The sequence below is a fragment of the Mesorhizobium sp. B2-7-3 genome, assembly GCF_006440715.1.
Classification (GTDB): domain Bacteria; phylum Pseudomonadota; class Alphaproteobacteria; order Rhizobiales; family Rhizobiaceae; genus Mesorhizobium; species Mesorhizobium australicum.
In genome coordinates, this window is the sequence record NZ_VFTY01000011.1 from 199,490 (window position 1) to 217,180 (window position 17,691).

Sequence of the window (17,691 nt, forward strand, 5' to 3'; positions counted from 1 at the left end):
AGACGGAGGGAGCCTGGCTTACCCCCTGGCTCCGGCTTTCGGAGTATCCCCGGCGAACGGCCGCAGCCATAAGTATTAGCCGAACATGCGCCCGGAGCAGCCTGTAGCCGATCGGAGAACTTGCCGGGGTCGTTGCGAGGAATGGAGACTGCTGGCCTGCCGAGGCAAGGGGGAACCATGCTCCACGAACGCGCTTCCGATCTGGCCCTTGCGGCCAGGGTCGATATGCCCATCGAGGAGGTGCCGGCTGCGCCGAGGCTCGACGTCGACAGATATGCGAGGATAGCCGTCGTTCATGACTGGTGCCCGAATTTCCGGGGTGGTGAACGGGTGCTGGCGCAGATCTGCAAGCAGCTCCCCAATGCCGAAGTCTTCACGCTTTTCGATTTCCTGCCGGCCGACGTGAAGGAGCAATATTTCCACGACGTGGAATTCCATACGTCCGCGGCCAACCGGATCCCGATGGTGCAGAAATTCTATCGGTCGCTTTTCTTCTTTTGTCCCTTCCTGATCGAACAGTTCGACGTGACGGGCTACGACGCGGTGATCTCGTCTTCGGCGGCATTTTCGCGCGGCGTGATCACCAGGCCGGACCAGCCGCATCTTTGTTATGTGCACAGCCCGGTCCGTTACGCCTGGGACGAGCAGTTTTCCTATCTTCAGCAGGGTCGGCTTGGCTTCGGCCCCAAGGGAATGCTCTATCGCTACATGCTCCATCGCCTGAGGACGTGGGATACCAGAACCGCGCATGGCCCGGACCTCATGCTGGCCAACTCCAACTATGTCCGCTCGCGGATCCAGCACATCTACGGACGCGAGGCGCGCGTCGTTTTCCCTCCGGTCTCGCTGAAGGAACTGCCCTGCGTGGAGGACAAGGACGACTACTATGTCTCGGCGTCCTTCCTCGCCCCCTACAAGCGCACCGACCTCGTCATCCGGGCCTTCAACGAGATGCCGTCGCGGCGCCTGGTCATCGTCGGCGAAGGCCAGCAATCGGCCAGCCTGCGGGCACTTGCCGGCCCGAACGTCACTTTTTCCGGATACCTGCCCCGGCAGGATTATGTGGACACCCTGGCGCGGGCAAAGGCGATGGTCTTCGCCGGCTGCGAGGACTTCGGCATAGCCCTGGCCGAGGCACAGGCCTGCGGAACGCCGCTGATCGCTTTCGGCCGCGGCGGAGCGGTCGACATCGTGCAGCGCCTTGGGTCGTCTCCCGAGCCCACCGGCGTGCTGTTCAAGGCCCAGACGGTGGATCACCTCAAGGAGGCGGTCGAACGGTTCGAAGAGAACAGCCACGCCATGACGCCCCGCGCCTGCGCCAGGAATGCGGGACGCTTTTCCGAAGAGAACTTCGATCGCGCCATCCTGGAATCGCTCGGGGCCGTCCAGGCGCTTCACGCGATCATGTGAGTTCGCGTATTCGGACGACCTTCGTTTGCGTGTCGACGCCGTCGGCTGCAGCCATCGCCTCGAGATAGCGCAAGGCCGTCGCTTGCCAACCAAATGCTGAGGCTCTCGCTCGTCCCCGGCGTATCATCTGGGTCCGCTTGTCCTCGCAATCGCGCAGCTGCATAAAACGGTCGAACCATGCTTCCGGGTCGTCGGGCGGCGCAAAAAGCGCCGCATCTGCGCAGACCTCGGGCAGGCTGGCGCGGTCCGACACCACCACGGGGCAGCCGACCGCCATCGCCTCGAGGGCGGGAAGGCCGAAGCCCTCGGTGAGCGAGGGGAAAGCCAGGCAGAGCGAATCCCCAAGGAGAGCCGCCAGCTCCCCGTCGGAAATACGGCTGAGCCAGTGGATGTTTTGCGCTTTGGCCTTGGCGGATCCCGACCTGAAGACGCGCGCGTCCGACATGCCGAGGATTGCGATGCTGAGGCCGGCCGCGGCAAGGCGCTCGGCCATGTTCAGGATGAGTTCCACATTCTTGTGGGGGGCGGCGCTGCCGATCATGACAATGGTTTCCGGCGAGGCCGCCAGCCGGGTTGCCGGGGAATGTTCAGGCATCCATCGCAGGACATGCTCATGGCCGTTCGGGGCTACGAAGGCCCGGTGGGCGAGGACGACGCCGCGGCGGACCAACTCGCCCAGCGAATAGTCGGAAACGGTCGAAATGCCCCACGCGGTTCTGCCGAGACTGGGCAGCAAGGTTCGGTACAAGCTCCTGAAGGCAAGGGAATAGCTCTGCGGAGCATTCCAGACGTTCGCGTCATGGATGCAGACGATATGCTTGCGGGAAAGCAGCGGTCCCGTGTTGCAGAGGCTGAGCAGTCCGCCGCCGCCGAGGGATGAGGGGAGTTGCGTCTGCTCCCAGACGTGGCCGCTCGTGCGGCCGATTTCGACGCGTTCGATGAAAGCGAGCGGGATCTCCTGCGACCCGGGCGGGCAGTGCAGGCGAACGTCGAGACCGCGGGCGAGGGGCCCATGTTCTGCGAGCAAAGCGTCGAGCGAACGGACGACCTCGCGCGCATAACGCTGGACGCCTGTTGTCGGCTGGGAAAGAAAACGCCCATTGATTGTCCAACGCCGCGCCATGCCGTCCCCCTTTGAACTTCCAGTGTGGGGCCTCCAAGGCGGCGGGTCACCATGGCCATCGGGTCATCCGGGTAACCCGGAAATCATCCGGATAGGCGAGGTTTGGCAGTCTGCCTACCTCAAACGTTCGAGGACCTTCGTGCCTCGCGCGATGCTAGTCTGGTCCAGGGCGCCGAGACGGCCCGGGGAGGCGGAGATGGGTAAAATCGAGTTCGACACGACAGAATCGCCACCGGCACGATCGGCCAGCCGCTTGAATGGACACCGCTCCAGGACACCGCTGGCGACCTCGCTTGCCGGGGACGCCGGATCGCTGATCGGGCATTCGGCATGGACGTGGTCGGACCGGGAAGCGCCGAGGCGGCGCTGGACGATAAACGGGGACTTCACGACACTTCGGCCGACCGGAGTGGCCCGCTACGCCAGCGAAGTGACCATGGCCCTCGACGCTCTCATTTCGGAAGGGCATCCGCTTGGCCGCGACCTGGAGATCGATCTCGTGGTGCCGCGTCCGCTTCCCGAAACCTTCCGCCTCGACGCCATCCCTGTCCGGGTCGTGCCTGAATTCAGCAAGCCGCGTCTCCCCCAATTCTGGGTGCAGGCCCAGTTGCCCTGGCATGTACCGGGAGGATTGCTGAGCTTCTGCAACCTCGCTCCCGTCGCATTGAGGCGCCAGATCGCGTGTATCCACGATATGCATACCAGGCTCATGCCGTCGAGCTACGGGCGGGGTTTCCGATGGGCGCACCGCCTTATCCTGCCGGCGCTCGGCAGGCGGGCCGCCCGCATCACCACCGTCTCGCAGCTCTCGCGCAGCCACCTGTTGGCGTTCGGCATCGCGCCGGACGAAAACATCGTGGTCACCTACAATGGCAGCGACCATGCGAAGAGATGGGATGCGGCGAGATCGTCCCTGACCGTCGACCGCGGCAGACCCTATGTTCTCTGTCTCGGAAGGCGGGACCAGGAGTACAAGAACATGGCGCTTCTCGCCAGGCTTGCCCCGCTCCTCGACGCCATGGGTCTCGATCTCTGGATGCCAGGCGATGTCGACGAGGAAACGATCCTGCGATACCTCCCCGAAATGCCCGGGAACATAGTCTTCCTCGGGCGGATAGGGGACGACGACTTCAAGAAGGCGCTCGAAGGCGCCCTGTGCTTTCTGTTCCCGTCGCGCATCGAGGGGTTTGGGCTGCCCGCCGTCGAGGCGATGGCCTCGGGCTGCCCGGTCGTGGCCTCGACCTCGCCCTGTCTGCCCGAAATCTGTGGGGATTCGGCTCTCTATGCCGATCCCGACGACATCCAATCCTGGGCCGAAACCGTCCGCCTGCTGATGCTCACCCCGGATTTGCGGGAGCGGCTGGTCGCCAAGGGATACGCCAGGGCAAGCAGTTACTCCTGGCGATGGATCGCATGGAAATACCTCGAGCTCATGGTTCAAGTCGACGCCGACTTCGGGGAGTTCAGCGGGTAACCGGCCCGGCAGGGACCGACCTTGCCGGGATAGTCGAAGCGGCGAGAGCGGACGGTTGGTTATGCATGCGCGGGAGCGGAACTATAGCTGGAGCGGCATAGCTCCCTGTCAGATCGCAGTGTGAAGAGGGGCACGATGAACAAACGGATCGATCCGCGCGGATTACGCGCCCCAGGCGGACTGGCGTCCGCCGGCACGCTTCTCTTCGACAACTCGCTGTCGATCCTGAACAGGACCGGGGCCTATCACATCGCCAAGGACCTGACCCGGGAATTCGTCCCCGGCAGGGCAGGGATCCGGCACTGGCGGCTGGGTTCCTTCGCTCCCGAGGGCCTGGTCCGCAAGATTGTCGCCCGGCTGATGATGCTGGAGATCAACTGGCTCCAGGACAGCGAAATCTTCCTGATCCGTGACAAGGTCGACGAACGCGGCACCCGGCTGTTCCTGGACCCGCTCTACGTCCTGAGGTCACGCCTGAGCGAGAACGACATTGTCCTTTGCCACGATGTTGGCCCGCTGACGCATCGCGAACTCTACGACGAACGGACCTGCGCCAATTATCGTCTTGCCTACGAGAAGATCCGGCGCGTTGGGCCAGGCGTCGTTTTCGTCAGCAATTTCTCGGCGCACCACTTCGAGATCCTTTTCGGGTCCGGCTTCCGGTTCCTGAAGACAATCCCGCTTTATCTGCGCACCGAACTGTTCGATGGTCCGGCGGAGGCGGTCCCCGGTTTAAACGGTCCGTTCTTTCTCACCGTCGGCGCGTTCGAAACCCGCAAGAACCAGGTCGCCGCCCTGAAGGCGTATCGAGACGGCGGCTTCCATCGCCAGGGGGTCGGATACGTCTTGTGCGGAACGCGCGGCGACGGCTATGCGGAGATAGCGGAACTCGCGGGCGCCGTCCCGGGTGTGAGGCTCATGGGATATGTTCCCGACGCGCAGTTGCGCTGGCTCTACGCAAATGCCGAGGCATTCGTGCTGCCAAGCCTTCTCGAAGGTTTCGGCATGCCGGCGCTGGAGGCCGCCTATATGGGACTGCTGCCGATCGTGTCCGCTGGCAGTGCCCTCGTGGAGGCCGTCGGGGGCGTTTGCTCGCAGGTGCAGCCGGATAATCCCGCCGCGATCGCGGAAGTGATGGGGAGAGCGCTTTCGCGAAGCGCCGCGGAGAAAACACAAACAAGCCGCGCGCTGCGCGACACCGCGTCAGCTGCAACCAAGGATCGGTTCCTGCAGCAATGGAGGGACGTGCTGGCTGCGGGGGCAATTCCAGGAAAGGCGTGAAACGGCCTTCCGCTGCAATGGCGCCGACAATTATGTCGGAGCAACTGCATTGCGGAAAGTTCGACCGGCATTGACTATTTCGTCGAACAAGGGGTGGCCGGTCACGAACACTCCGACCAGCCAGCCGGCCGCGGCAAGACTCCCGGCGAATATCGCCTGTCCCAACGACAGGTCGAAGCTGAAGCCGCCGGCAACGACCATGGCCAGCGGGCCGAGTGTGGTCAACGCGGCGACGACGCCGCTCTTTCGGACGGCGACAGCTATCTCGTCCCACCGCAGCGAAAGCCTGCGACGCACGAAACTCAAGGACACAAAGGCCTGGAACGGCACAATGAACATCAGGCTCAGCGCCGCGCCCATAAGTCCGGCAAGCAGGACCGCGGTCGTCATGACGACCGCCGAGACGGGGACGACGATCAGCGACCTTACGAACATGTCCCTGATCGAGCCCATCGCCATCATCACGGGATGGTTCAGCTCGAAGCTGAAGGTGAAAAGAGACGCCAGCGCGATGACTTGCACCAGCGGTGCAACCGCCTGCCATTGGTGGCCGAGCGCGATGTCCACGACGGGATAGGACAGCGCGGCGACGGCCAGCAATGCCGGCCAGTGAAGCCCGGTGATGATTTCAATGGCATGTAGGTAGGATCGTTTAAGGTCCCCGCCCTGCCTGGCCGAGGCGGAAAAAGCCGGAAGCACGACCGCCATGGCTCCGCCAAGGATCAGTTTGTCGGGTATCTGGCACACCGTCAGCCCGCGGCTGAAGAGCGCCGCCGCATGTGGCGACAGGACACGGCCGAGCAACAGGAGGGGCAAGGCCTCATAGGCCCTGTATAGGAACACGATGGCGCCATTGTACCCGCCGAACGCGGCTATCCTGCGCCATTGCTTGAACGTCGGCTTGAACATCCAGAAATCCGGGCGCAGCGCCAGGGCCAACACGCCGGTGACCGTGCTGCTCGCCAGCCAGGCCCAGGCAAAGCTCATATAGCTGAACCCGGTCAGCGCCAGCGCGACGGTAGCAGCTCCGCCTGTCGCCGCCCCGGCAACGTTGATCATGGCGACCTTTCCGAAAGCCATTTCACGGCGCATCAGCGTGACGACCTGGATGGGCACCAATTCGACGAACAGGCACACCGACACCAGCCGAAGATAAGGCACCATTTTTTCTTCGTGGAAGGAGGACGCGAGCGCCGGAGCGGCCACAACCAGAAAGGCTGCGATTGCCGCCGTGAGGGCGAGCATCAGGCTGAAGGTCCCGCGGATGTCCTCCCTGCTCAGGACCGGACGCTGGATCATGAAACTCGAGCTGGCGAATTCCCGCGCCGACAGCGCGATGCCGAGGATTGCCAGGCTGATCACCGAGATGCCGATCTCCTCGGGGGTCAGGACGCGGGAAACGGCGGCGACGGTGACAAAGTTCAAGCCGATCACGATGTAACGATCGCCCGTGCTCAGCAGAAGTGCGCGTTTGACGCTCATGAGGATCCTGGATGCCGGCTGCGAGTGAACAAGCGCCGGACGATGACGTCTGGTCTGCCCGCCTCCCAAGGCAGGAGAACATAGGCCGGCGGTCCGAAGTAGAAGCCAAAAGGAAGTAGGTCCGTCCCACATTCGGTTGAGATCGAAGGGCGCGCGCCTGAGGCCGCTTCTGCGGCAGCAAGGCCCTGCATCGCGAGAAGGTCCCGAAGCGGTCGCCCGTACTGGGGTGCCGCCGTCGCCCATAGCGGCCGAAAGGCTATGAGCCGCATTCTAAAGACGTAAGGCGGATGAAGCCGGTCTCCCAATAGTCAGATTGTTGCGACCCCCGACGAGGATAGTGTTGCAGCCTCGTGAGAACCGGGACACTGAAAATGTTGAAATGTGCGTTGATCGGGGCGGCTTGCCTGCTCGCCATGGCCTCGTCGGCCTCCGGCGACATTCTCTGGGGGGCTAACGGCCACCCGATTACGGCCTATCCAGGCATCTCGGTCGAGCGTCAGTTCGACTACCTCGAAGACCTGGGGATGAAGTCCTACCGCGTGAACATTTCCGACCTTTCCTCGGCGGACAGGCTGGCGGAAATCGTGGCGGAGGGCAAGAAGCACGGCATCGAGGTGCTGCCCGTCATCACCCCCGGCAATGTCGACCTTGATAAAGACAACACCGACGAGCTCTACGCCAAGACGCGCGCTCTGGCGGTCGCATTGGGATCCCGGTTTAAGGATGACATCCGCGCCTGGGAACTGGGCAACGAGACCGAGAACTACGCCATCATCAAAGCTTGCGAGAAGCGCGATGACGGCACCACATATCCCTGCGAATGGGGTCCGGCCGGCGGCACCGGAGTGCTGGACTATTTCGGCCCGCGCTGGGCCAAGGTCAGCGCCGTCCTGAAGGGATTGTCCGACGGCATGAGCGAAGTCGACCCGGGCATTCGCAAGGCGATGGGCACTGCGGGGTGGGGCCACACCGGGGCATTCGAACGAATGAAGCAGGACGGCATCAAATGGGACATCTCGGTCTGGCATATGTATGGCCAGGATCCCGAGCCCGCCTTCAAGGTGCTCGCCAGCTACGGGAAGCCGATCTGGGTCACCGAATTCAACAATCCTTACGGAAGCCGGCAAAGCGAAAGACAGCAGGCCGAAGGACTGATGCAGTCCATGCTGCGGCTGCGCCAGCTGCAGGCCAAGTACAACGTGGAAGCCGCTCACATCTATGAGCTTCTGGATGAAACCTATTGGGCGCCCGACTTCGAAGCATCGATGGGGTTGGTCAGGCTTGTCGGCTCGGCGGAGCGCGGCTGGAGCCCGGCAGGGCCTAAGGCCGCATACATTGCGGTGAGGGACTTGATACTCGGCCCGCGGCCGCTGCCGAGGCCGGAGCGCGGCTGCGATTTCGCGGACAGCGGCAAGATCGTGACCGCCACCATGCGCCAGGCGAGTTTTAGTCATTGCCTGATACTGGGGCGCAAGGGCAGCGATGAAGATATCGAACGGTGGTCCGCTGCCCTGGACGACGGCTCGGCCGATGTCCCCAAAATGATGATCGACCTGATGCATTCGCGGGAATTCTTGAGGAAGTATTGCATCATCGGCCTGAGCGACCGTGCCTATGTCGGCTTCCTCTACCGGCTGCTCATGGACAGGGACGGCGACGGGTACGGGCTGGACGTCTATTCCAAACAGCTGCGGGACGGCTCGATGTCGAGGGATTCCATAGCCCGCGGCATGATCACCTCCAGCGAATTCACCGACAAGTATGCCGTCCACCTCGCCGCGACCGCGAAAACGGCCCCCGCCGCCGAAATGGCAAACTAGCCTGCGGCTGAAGAGGTCTGGACCGTCATGGATCTGCGCTTCTGTGGTCTCGCATTTTGCATGCTGGCTGCGACGACCCTGGTCGGCCATGCCTGCGAAGCGCCCATGGCGGCCCAGCAGCCGTTCCCTCTGCGCGTGGAACCCGGCAAGCGATATCTGGAAGACGCTGCCGGCTGTGCCTTTCTGATCAATGGCGACGCCGCGTGGTCGCTGATCGCCGATTTGACCCGCGAGGATGCGGATGTCTACCTTCGTGACCGGCGGGCACGCGGGTTCAACACCGTGCTGATCAACCTCATCGAGCATCGCTTTGCCCGCAACGCTCCCGCCAATGCCTATGGCGACCGCCCTTTCCTTCGCGATGGCGACTTCAGCGCCCCCAACGAAGCCTATTTCAGGCATGCCGACTGGGTCTTGCGCAGGGCGCGCGATCTCGGTTTCGTGGTGCTGCTCGTTCCTTCCTATCTCGGCTATGGCGGAGGGGACCAGGGCTGGTACCAGGAGATGGCCGCCGGCGGCGAGAAAAGCCTGCGAGCCTACGGCCGATTCGTCGGACAGCGCTATGGCGGCCTCGGAAACATCATCTGGGTGGAGGGCGGCGACTACAATCCGCCGGACAAGAGCCTGGTCAGGGCGGTCGCGGAAGGGATCCGGGAAATCGACCCGAATGCCTTGCAAACCGTGCACAACGCGCCCGAAACGGCGGCTCTGGATTACTGGCGGGGCGAACCGTGGCTTTCCGTGGACAATGTCTACACCTACGAGCCCGTCCACGCGGCGGCGCTTGTCCAGCACGCCTCGGGCGAGATGCCGTATTTCCTGATGGAGAGCGCCTACGAAAACGAGTTCGGCGCGGACGCGCACCGCGTGCGGGTGCAGGCCTACCAGGCGGTTCTTTCCGGCGCTTCGGGACAAATATTCGGCAACAACCCGATCTGGCACTTCGGCGGTCCGGGCCTCTGGCCGGCGGACACGACCTGGCAGCAGGCGCTCGACAGTCCGGGGGCCAGGAGCATGCAGGTTCTCCATCAATATTTTTCGTCGATCAGATGGTGGGAACTCGAACCTGATACGGGAAACGACTTCCTCATCGCGGGACAGGGCAGCTACCACGCCCGGACGATGTCGGCGCGGAGCAAGGATGGGTCGTTCGCACTCGTCTACCTTCCCAACGGGAGGGGCATTACCCTCGACCTTGAAAAGCTCGCCGGGCCGCAAGTCTCGGCTCGCTGGATCGATCCTTCCACGGGAGGGAGCGAGGCGGCTCCCGGGTCACCGTTTTCCATGAATGTCCGGTATTTCGTGGCGCCAAAAGGCGATCACACCGATTGGATGCTGGAACTCCGTACGCAACCGGTACAAAGCCAATGACCGCCAGGAACGACGCCGCAGACAGCTTTGACAGCCTGGCGAGCACCGGTGCGATCGGAGCGGCGTCCCGTCAGCCAAGCGGCCACCGCACGGAGGTGCTCCGGGCGCCGCGAAGAATAACATTGTTCGGGCTCTTCGGCTCCGGCAATTTCGGCAATGAAGGTTCGCTCGAAGCAATGGTCGGGTTTCTGAGGAGAGAGAGGCCCGAGGCGGACCTTTCATGCGTCTGCGGCGAACCCGAGGTGGTCAAACGGACTTTTGGGATCGAGACCTCGCCGATCCGGCGGAACGGGCCTGCGGCGGGCCTGTCCGGACGCATCAACCGGCTGCTCCTGAAAATCCCCGGAAAACTTGCCGATTTCGCGCAGACGGTTAGCCGCATCCGCAAGTCCGACGTGATGATCTTCCCAGGCACCGGAATCCTGGACGATTTCGGGGAGAGGCCGGCGGGCATGCCTTACGACATCCTCAAATGGTGTCTCGCCGCTCGCCTCGTCGGCACGCGCATCGCCTTTGTCAGCATCGGGGCCGGCCCGATCAGGAACCGGCTGAGCCGCTTGCTGATGACGTCGGCGGCCCGCCTGGCTCATTACCGGTCCTACCGCGACCTGCAATCCAGGGAATTCATGGAAAGCGTCGGCTTCGACACCCGTGGAGACGCGATCTATCCAGACCTCGCCTTCGGCCTGCCCGCGCCAATTCGATCTCCTCGGACTCGGCCGGAGGCGCTGAAGGTGGGCGTCGGCATCATGGCCTATCGCGGCTGGTACGGCTTTGCCGAAGGCGGTCAGTCGATCCTTACCGGCTATATCGGCAAACTGGCGCGTTTCGTCGTCCACCTCCTCGACAGCGGCCACGATGTCCGGCTTCTCATAGGCGACGAAGAAGACAGCATCGCCGTCGACGCGCTCCGGGCGGCCGTGGATGACCTGCGGCCCGGCTCGAGGCTGGCGCACGAACAGGTCCATTCGCTGGGCGACGTCATGGGGCAGATGGCGCTGACCGACATCGTCGTCGCCACGCGGTTCCACAACATCGTCTGCGCATTGATGATGCGCAGGCCGACCATCTCGCTGAGCTACGCGAGGAAGAACGATGTGCTGATGGAAGAAATGGGCCTGGGCGAGTACTGCCAGCATGTCGAGACCTTCAATGTCGAAACGTTGATCGCGCAGTTTTCGCAGCTGGCGGCTGCCAGGAAAAAGCACGAACAGGCAATTGGCGAGCGTCTCGTCGAGTTCAGGGAGCAGGTCGACAGGCAGGACGCCTGCCTCCTCTCCGGCGTGATCGGTTGAAGCGCATGGTGTTGATCGCCCGCATTGCGCCTCCAGGCAATGCGCAACGGCGTTCATCCGAAAGTTGCGGACCAGGAGTAGGGGCTACATCCATCGTCTGAAGGTCAACAATGACGTCGAAATGCTAGTCTGTTGCGGTCTCACTCGTGCGAGCAACATCATCGATGGAAACAATGCTGAAGAAGCCTATAAGGACGCCAGCGAGCCTGGCAATCCTCATCCTCATCGGAGGTTCTGATTGATGGCCAGCGTCGACATTGTCATCCCTTGCTACAATTATGCGCACTTCCTGCCGCAATGCGTTCAAAGCGTTCTTGTCCAGGGAGTCGAGGATGTCAGGATCGTCATCATCGACAACGCCTCCACCGACGACAGCGTCGAGGTGGCGCATCGGCTGGCGGCGACGGATGACAGGATCGAGGCCATCTGGCATCCGGTGAATGTCGGCTCCCATGCTTCGTTCAACGAAGGCGTGGATTTGGCCCGCGCCGATTATTTCATGATCCTCTGCGCCGATGACTTGCTCATGCCGGGAGCCCTTCGCCTTGGGATGGCGCTCCTCGACCGCTTCAAGGAGGTATCGTTCGTGCTGGGCAAGCACATGGCGCCATGGGTCGGGAACGACCTTCCCACCCTGTCTGCGCAGGCCGACGGCTGGACCCTGACGGATGGCAACCGGCTGATCGAGACCTGCTGCCGGAAGATGAAATTCAACCTGACCGCCCATGCCATGCTCGTGCGGACATCGGTGCAGAAGGCAGTCGGCCACTATCGGCCGTCCGTCCCTCTGCTCGACGACCTGGAGATGGCTCTGCGCCTGGCCCGCTTCGGATCCGTTGCGGAGCTGTCCGTGCCGCTGGCGATAACGCGCGAACACACGACCAATATCTCTCAAGTCATGTGGCAGGACGGGCTCCGCAGACTGCAGGAGTATGAAACCGTGCTGGAGAGCTTCTTTGCTCACGAAGGCAGCACCATGCCCAACGCGCCGGCGCTTCATCGCATGGTCCGGCGCCATCTGGCGGCGGCCGCTTACTGGTCGGCACTATCGCATCTGATAAGGGGCAAGCGCGCGGCCGGCGCCAAACTTTTCAAATTCGGCCGGAGGCTTGACCCGGCCTCCATGTTTCTGCCGCCCATCGGTCATCTGTTCACGGCGGACGGCTCCCTCAAACGTGCGAGACGGGTCATCTTGGAGGTTCTTGGAGCGACGCGCCCTTAGCCGTGTTTCTCGGAATTTTGCAAAGCGCTCAACATCGATTGGGCAATAGATGTCGGATCTGATCGTGACCTTGCCACTTGCCCAACAAAACCAACGCGAAAAAACCTCCGGCAAGGTGGCGGTGGTTCTGGTCACGGACCAGAACTACTTTCTTCCGACGTTCGCAACGGCATTGTCCGCCGATGCCCATACTGGCGGCGACATCTCCATTTATCTGTTCGTCGTCAATGCGAAACAGGCGTGGTTACAGCAATTCGGCGCGGCTGTTTCCGGGACGAAGATATCAATCAAGGCGGCGAGCTTCCCGCAGCTGGCTGAACTCTCCCGATTTCACCGTGACGTCGTTCCCCCGATAGCGCTGGCACGGTTGTGGATCGGCTCGTTGTTGGAAGAGGATATCGGGCGCCTTCTGTACATCGACGGCGACACCATGGTGGACGACGAGCTCGACAGCCTGTTGGCAATTTCGCCGCCCGAGCACGGTCTGATGGCGGTACCGGACTTCATGAGAATTTACATTGATGAATTGAGCCTGTCTAAAGGGAAAGACATAGCCCATCTGACAGATTTGGGCTGCAGTCCGACGGCATATTTCAATTCAGGCGTAATATATGCATCGAAAAATGCGTGGAATTCCATAGCATCGTCGGCCATCAAGTTTCTGCGTGAGCATCCGGACCGCTGCATCGCGTCCGATCAAAGCGCGCTCAATCACGCGGCGCAGGGAAACGTCGACTTTCTGCCTCTTCGCTACAATTATCAGAGCGAATACATGATGGCGTTGGATCCGCGCGAGCTGGGATTCAAGCCAACGATCTGGCACTTCGTCGGCGCGCCCAAGCCGTGGGACGCACCCGGCTGGCCCTGGGATGAGTATTTCAACAAATTCTATCGCCAGGCGGAGTCGGTGCTGCGAAACTGCAGCGTCACGCTTCCGGTCCCTCCAAAGGCGCAGATAGTTGCGGGTCTTTCCCATCGGGAGCGCAACAGATTTCGCATGAAGTGGGTGTATCCTTGGCGCAGATACACACGCAGGCGAAAGATACTGTCCTTGCTTTCGCAGTGACGCGGCGGCCGCGAACCCGGAGCCGGACGGCGCCATGTCGTCGAAGTAGGTCCATACGATCCGAAAGAGCCGATGGATAGGCTTATGGAGGTATGGCAATACGGCAAAAGGATAGTGCGCTCAACCTTGTCGCCGCCTCCTACTCCCATTGCCACGCTTGCCGGCCAGGCGTCGTTTCCCGAAAAGTCAGGCATCGGCGCCGCGCCCGGAACCGGGACATTAACGCGGGTCGCCAGCCCAGGAAACTATGACATGCATGCCGATGCGCGGGGAGCCAGCCATATGAAGGAAACGCAGGGCTGCGGCCGGCTCGGGCGGGCTTGACGACAGATGCAGATCTCGCCTGCCGGTCTCGTTGTCTGCGCGGCGGTGCTGCTGCTGGCCTACTACTACCGGGCGCCTCTGATCGTAGGGCTTGTCGCATCGCTGGCTTTCGGCTCAACGGCCCTGATGACACTCAGTTCGCTGGGCGGATCGTCGCCGCTTATCTACACCTTCTTCGGCGCTCTTCTGCTGATGGGGGTCGCCGCGAGGAGGCGGATCTGGCAGGACCTCGGCGATGTGTTCGGCAAGATCCGGCCCGTATGGGTTCTCATTGGTCTTATGTTTTATGCGGCGGCCGGAGCGTGGCTTTTCCCGCGCCTGTTCGCGGGACAGACCAGCGCGTTCGTCCAATCCACCACGCGCCACGGCGTCGTAGTAGAGGCCTCGCTCGGGCCGGTCTCGTCCAACATCTCGCAAACCGGATATTTCATTCTAGGCGGCCTCACGGCCATCGCCCTTTGCGTCCTGCTCCTCAACAAGGACAGGACAGACGAGATCCGGCGCGGTTTTTTCGTCTGGTGCGTCCTCCATGTGACCATGGGACTGCTCGATTTGGCGGGCAAGTTCGCGGGAGCCGGGGACCTTCTGCTGGTGATCCGGACCGCCAGCTACGCGATGCTCACGGACCAGATCCAGTCGGGTTTCTTCCGCCTTGCCGGAGCGTATTCCGAAGCATCGGCCTTCGGCGGCGCGTCCCTGGCGTGCCTGTCGTTTTGCTACGTCTACTGGCGCAAGACAGGCTCTCGGCTGGCCAGCTGGCTGTCGGCGGCCATGCTGCTGCTGCTGCTGCTTTCCACGTCGTCGACGGCATATGTCGGCTTGGCCGCGCTGAGCCTTCCCGTTGCCTTTTCCCTCGCACGTTCGTTTCTGGCCGGTCGTGTCACTGCCGATGAAATCCTGATCGTCGCGCTCCTGACGATCGGGGTCTGCGCGGTGATGGCGATCATCGTCTACGATGAACGGATCCTCGATCCGGTCATCGACCTCATCGACTCGACCATCATCAGCAAGGGCAGCACGGACTCCGGTCACGAACGGACTTACTGGAACGTCAAGAGCCTCCAGTCCTTCGCCGACACCAGCGGCCTGGGCGTCGGGTTCGGCAGCTCGCGCGCTTCCAGCTGGCCGATTGCCGTCGTCTCGCAGCTCGGCTTCGTCGGCAGCCTGATGATGGCGACGCTCCTGGGCGTGCTGATCCGTGGACTGGGAGGACTGAGGCCTTACGTCGATCGCGAAACGGATGCGGTGGTATCGTCCGTCCGGGCATGCGCCCTGGCAGGAATCGTCGCCGCCTCCATTTCGGGCGGGAGCGCGGATCCCGGCATCGTTTTCTTCATCGCACTCGCCGTCGTCGCCTCAGCCAGGGCGCTCGCCCGCAGGAACAGGCATGCCCGCGAACGGTCGTTGCAGGGATACCAATCCCCGGAACTGATCGATGATCCGGCTGTCGCCAGACATGCGGCGATATCCGGGCAGTGGCCGCCCGCGTCCGGCTGGGAGAATCCCATCGACCGCGAATTCATCGGCCTTTCTGACATTACCGGCTTCCTGAAGCTGTACGCGCGCTCCATCACGGGTTGCCTGGCGGCAGGCATCCTCGCGGCGGGGTTCTACGTCGTGACCACGGACCCGACCTACACGGCGAGCACCCAGATCCTCATCGAGCCGAACCTCGCCAAGCTGCTCCAGCAGCAGCCGCGCGAAGCCAACGTGTCCCTCGATACAGCGCAGATCGAAAGTCGGATCGCCCTCATGAGGTCGGAAAGGACCGCGATGATGGTCATCGACTCACTCAACCTGCGGGACGACGCGACGTTCAATCGGCCGCAAAGTCTTACCTTGGCCGAACGATTTGACCAATTCGGCGCGCTTGTGCTGAAAACGCTGGGCTTGCGGACCAGAGCGGCTGCCGGTGGGTCTGAATCCGCCGGCGATGGACAACCGCTTTCGGGCAGCGCCGACGGCACGGCGTCCGAGATCGCGGAATTCAGGCGCACCCGCCATACGATGCAGGCCTTTCAGAACGGACTCGACATCCGTCAGCTGGGTGGCTCCTACGCGATCGAAATCTCCTTCAGTTCCCACGACCCCGAATTGTCGGCCAGGGTAGCCAACGCCATCGCGAACGCCCTCGTGCTCGAACAGCTGGGGACCAAGGGAGCGGTGGCCAATGAGGATGGCGCGTGGCTCGATAAACGTCTCGAGGAATTGCGGAGCCAAATGAACAACGCCACGCAGATCGCCCAGGAGTTCCGCGCCCGGCACGACTACAGCGTCGGCAGACCGTCGGGCGACGCGGCGGTCCAGGACAAGGCGATGGAGAATGCGGGCGGCGAGATGCATGAGTCTACGCTCGAAGAACTCGATCTTACCGCGGACATCTACCGCAAGATGTACCGCGACTTCTTGCAGGCGCACACCAGTTCGCTCAACCAGGAAACATATCCGATTGCCGACCTGCGGGTAATCACGCCTGCTTCGCCATCGCCGTCAGCCAGCCATCCGCGACGTTCGCTGATGCTGGCTTTCGGCGCTCTCTTCGGCATCATGGTCGGAGTGGCCCAAGCCTTCATCCGGAACATGTTCGACAAGACCATTCGTTCGCCGCGGCAAGTCCGTGAGGGGCTTGGGCTGGAATGCATGGGCGAGTTGCCGCCGTTCGGACGGAGAGGACGTGGCGGCCGAACGGACGAGGTGACGAATTCTCCATATTCGCCCCTCAGCCACAGCCTCAGACGGGTCAAGACCGCGATCAGCCTCGCCGGCGGCGCCCGTCCCATGAAATGGCTGGGCATCACATCGACGGCGGAGGACGAGGACAAATGCTTGACGGCGATCAACCTCGCTTCGCTCTACTCGATGTCCGGCAAGCGCGTGCTGCTCCTCGATGCGAACTCCTCTCGTCCGGATCTGACCAGGATGCTGCTGACGGCTTTGCCTGCCGCTGGCGAGCGGGCGGCAGGCCCCATCACGTCGAGCATAGTGTCTGTGCCGAACCGGAAGTTCGATCTGCTTCCATGCTTGTCTTCGAGCGCCGGTGAACTGCTTGTCCCGCAGGCGATGCACGGCGCCCTCGCCGAATTGCAATCGTACGATATTGTCATCGTGGTCCTCCCCTCGTTCGCTTCGGGATCTTCCAAATTGGCGGTCAACCCGGTTCTCGATGGCATCATCCTGGTCGCCGGATGGGGCAGAACCTCCATGGACGTGCTGAAGGACCTCGTGCGGTCGATGCGTGCGGGCAGGGCACCGATAGCCGGCGTGTTGATCACCGGGGCTCCCGCAGGGTCTCGAAAGCATCTCGCCGCCTACGGATTGCCCTCGGCAAGCCGGCTTTTCCTGCGCGAACTACCACTCTTGTTGCGTGGATCGGCAATGCGGCTAGGAGCCCATTCGTAGGGCTTAGGGATTACGTCTTCGTGCGGCTACTCCTTTTGCATTTCTTGCGGGCGGGCCCCGCTTGCTGGGAAAGTCCCTTGACATGCACCATCCGTCGACCAACCGTATCGGGACGATAAGGGTGTCTGTCCTTGACTCCTGTCGGTGGCTGACAGGAAAGGAGTCTCGATGTGACCGCTCCGCTCGCGTGATAACAAGCACGACAGTAAAGTGCGGCAGACAGGAAAAATGCCAAGATAGATGGCACATTCCGCCAAGAGAAGATGGAAGTTACGATTTTTGTACGCTGCGATGATTTCTGTTTTCATCGCAGTGGTGGGTGGATTTGTATTATACAATAATATGCATAAGCCCGAAGATGAGGCGAAAAGTACAAAGATATGGCATTCACTAACCTGGAGAGTCCAGCTCTATACGCGTAAGG

Annotated in this window: 11 protein-coding genes; 9 read left to right on the plus strand and 2 right to left on the minus strand. The window is 62.3% G+C overall.

Annotation, left to right across the window (positions count from 1 at the left end; all coding sequences use genetic code 11):
* Positions 1-225 precede the first annotated feature (225 nt).
* A complete protein-coding gene (locus tag FJW04_RS23900) occupies positions 226-1,410 on the plus strand; it encodes a glycosyltransferase (protein WP_051407744.1) in 1,185 nt (394 codons plus the stop codon).
* Here FJW04_RS23900 and FJW04_RS23905 read toward each other — a convergent pair.
* On the minus strand, positions 1,403-2,533 hold the full coding sequence (locus FJW04_RS23905; protein ID WP_140717099.1) for a glycosyltransferase family 1 protein: 1,131 nt from the start codon (positions 2,531-2,533) through the stop codon (positions 1,403-1,405). The two genes, FJW04_RS23900 and FJW04_RS23905, sit on opposite strands and share 8 nt — an antisense overlap.
* Before the next feature lie 196 nt (positions 2,534-2,729).
* On the opposite strand from FJW04_RS23905, the gene FJW04_RS23910 reads away from it, so the two are divergent.
* Together FJW04_RS23910 and FJW04_RS23915 are read left to right on the plus strand one after the other, a co-directional pair.
* Entirely contained in the window at positions 2,730-4,007 is a 1,278-nt protein-coding gene (locus FJW04_RS23910) for a glycosyltransferase family 1 protein (protein ID WP_140717101.1), read from the plus strand.
* Between the two features lie 360 nt (positions 4,008-4,367).
* A complete protein-coding gene (locus FJW04_RS23915; RefSeq protein ID WP_246673989.1) occupies positions 4,368-5,288 on the plus strand; it encodes a glycosyltransferase in 921 nt (306 codons plus the stop codon).
* A gap of 30 nt (positions 5,289-5,318) precedes the next feature.
* Here FJW04_RS23915 and FJW04_RS23920 read toward each other — a convergent pair whose 3' ends face one another.
* Positions 5,319-6,770 carry an oligosaccharide flippase family protein gene (locus tag FJW04_RS23920; RefSeq protein WP_181173038.1) on the minus strand — a complete coding sequence of 484 codons (1,452 nt, stop codon included), beginning with the start codon at positions 6,768-6,770 and terminating at the stop codon, positions 5,319-5,321.
* Positions 6,771-7,141: 371 nt separating this feature from the next.
* Here FJW04_RS23920 and FJW04_RS23925 point away from each other — a divergent pair, with 371 nt between their 5' ends.
* The 6 genes from FJW04_RS23925 (at position 7,142) to FJW04_RS30060 (ending at position 17,267) form a co-directional block, all read left to right on the plus strand.
* On the plus strand, positions 7,142-8,590 hold the full coding sequence (locus FJW04_RS23925; protein WP_140717105.1) for a DUF4214 domain-containing protein: 1,449 nt from the start codon (positions 7,142-7,144) through the stop codon (positions 8,588-8,590).
* A gap of 60 nt (positions 8,591-8,650) precedes the next feature.
* Positions 8,651-9,961: a DUF4038 domain-containing protein gene (locus FJW04_RS23930; RefSeq protein ID WP_246673991.1), complete on the plus strand. Its 1,311-nt coding sequence runs from the start codon at positions 8,651-8,653 to the stop codon at positions 9,959-9,961.
* Positions 9,962-10,083: 122 nt separating this feature from the next.
* Complete coding sequence (locus tag FJW04_RS23935) at positions 10,084-11,256, plus strand: polysaccharide pyruvyl transferase family protein (RefSeq protein WP_246673993.1); 1,173 nt, start codon at positions 10,084-10,086, stop codon at positions 11,254-11,256.
* Between the two features lie 241 nt (positions 11,257-11,497).
* Positions 11,498-12,478, plus strand: a complete 981-nt coding sequence (locus tag FJW04_RS23940; protein WP_023781621.1) for a glycosyltransferase family A protein — start codon at positions 11,498-11,500, stop codon at positions 12,476-12,478.
* A gap of 49 nt (positions 12,479-12,527) precedes the next feature.
* The gene (locus tag FJW04_RS23945) at positions 12,528-13,544 is read left to right on the plus strand and encodes a glycosyltransferase (RefSeq protein ID WP_140717111.1); all 1,017 of its coding nucleotides are present in this window, start codon (positions 12,528-12,530) and stop codon (positions 13,542-13,544) included.
* A 330-nt stretch (positions 13,545-13,874) separates the two neighbouring features.
* Complete coding sequence (locus FJW04_RS30060) at positions 13,875-17,267, plus strand: Wzz/FepE/Etk N-terminal domain-containing protein (RefSeq protein ID WP_181173039.1); 3,393 nt, start codon at positions 13,875-13,877, stop codon at positions 17,265-17,267.
* Positions 17,268-17,691: the final 424 nt, after the last annotated feature.

Bases quoted from the DNA above. Each gene is read 5' to 3' on its own strand.
- FJW04_RS23905 (WP_140717099.1), bottom strand. From the start codon at position 2,533: ATGGCGCGGCGTTGGACAATCAATGGGCGTTTTCTTTCCCAGCCGACA.
- FJW04_RS23940 (WP_023781621.1), top strand. From the start codon at position 11,498: ATGGCCAGCGTCGACATTGTCATCCCTTGCTACAATTATGCGCACTTC.
- FJW04_RS30060 (WP_181173039.1), top strand. From the start codon at position 13,875: ATGCAGATCTCGCCTGCCGGTCTCGTTGTCTGCGCGGCGGTGCTGCTG.
- FJW04_RS23915 (WP_246673989.1), top strand. From the start codon at position 4,368: ATGATGCTGGAGATCAACTGGCTCCAGGACAGCGAAATCTTCCTGATC.
- FJW04_RS23900 (WP_051407744.1), top strand. From the start codon at position 226: ATGCCCATCGAGGAGGTGCCGGCTGCGCCGAGGCTCGACGTCGACAGA.
- FJW04_RS23920 (WP_181173038.1), bottom strand. From the start codon at position 6,770: ATGAGCGTCAAACGCGCACTTCTGCTGAGCACGGGCGATCGTTACATC.
- FJW04_RS23910 (WP_140717101.1), top strand. From the start codon at position 2,730: ATGGGTAAAATCGAGTTCGACACGACAGAATCGCCACCGGCACGATCG.
- FJW04_RS23945 (WP_140717111.1), top strand. From the start codon at position 12,528: ATGTCGGATCTGATCGTGACCTTGCCACTTGCCCAACAAAACCAACGC.
- FJW04_RS23925 (WP_140717105.1), top strand. From the start codon at position 7,142: ATGTTGAAATGTGCGTTGATCGGGGCGGCTTGCCTGCTCGCCATGGCC.
- FJW04_RS23930 (WP_246673991.1), top strand. From the start codon at position 8,651: ATGCTGGCTGCGACGACCCTGGTCGGCCATGCCTGCGAAGCGCCCATG.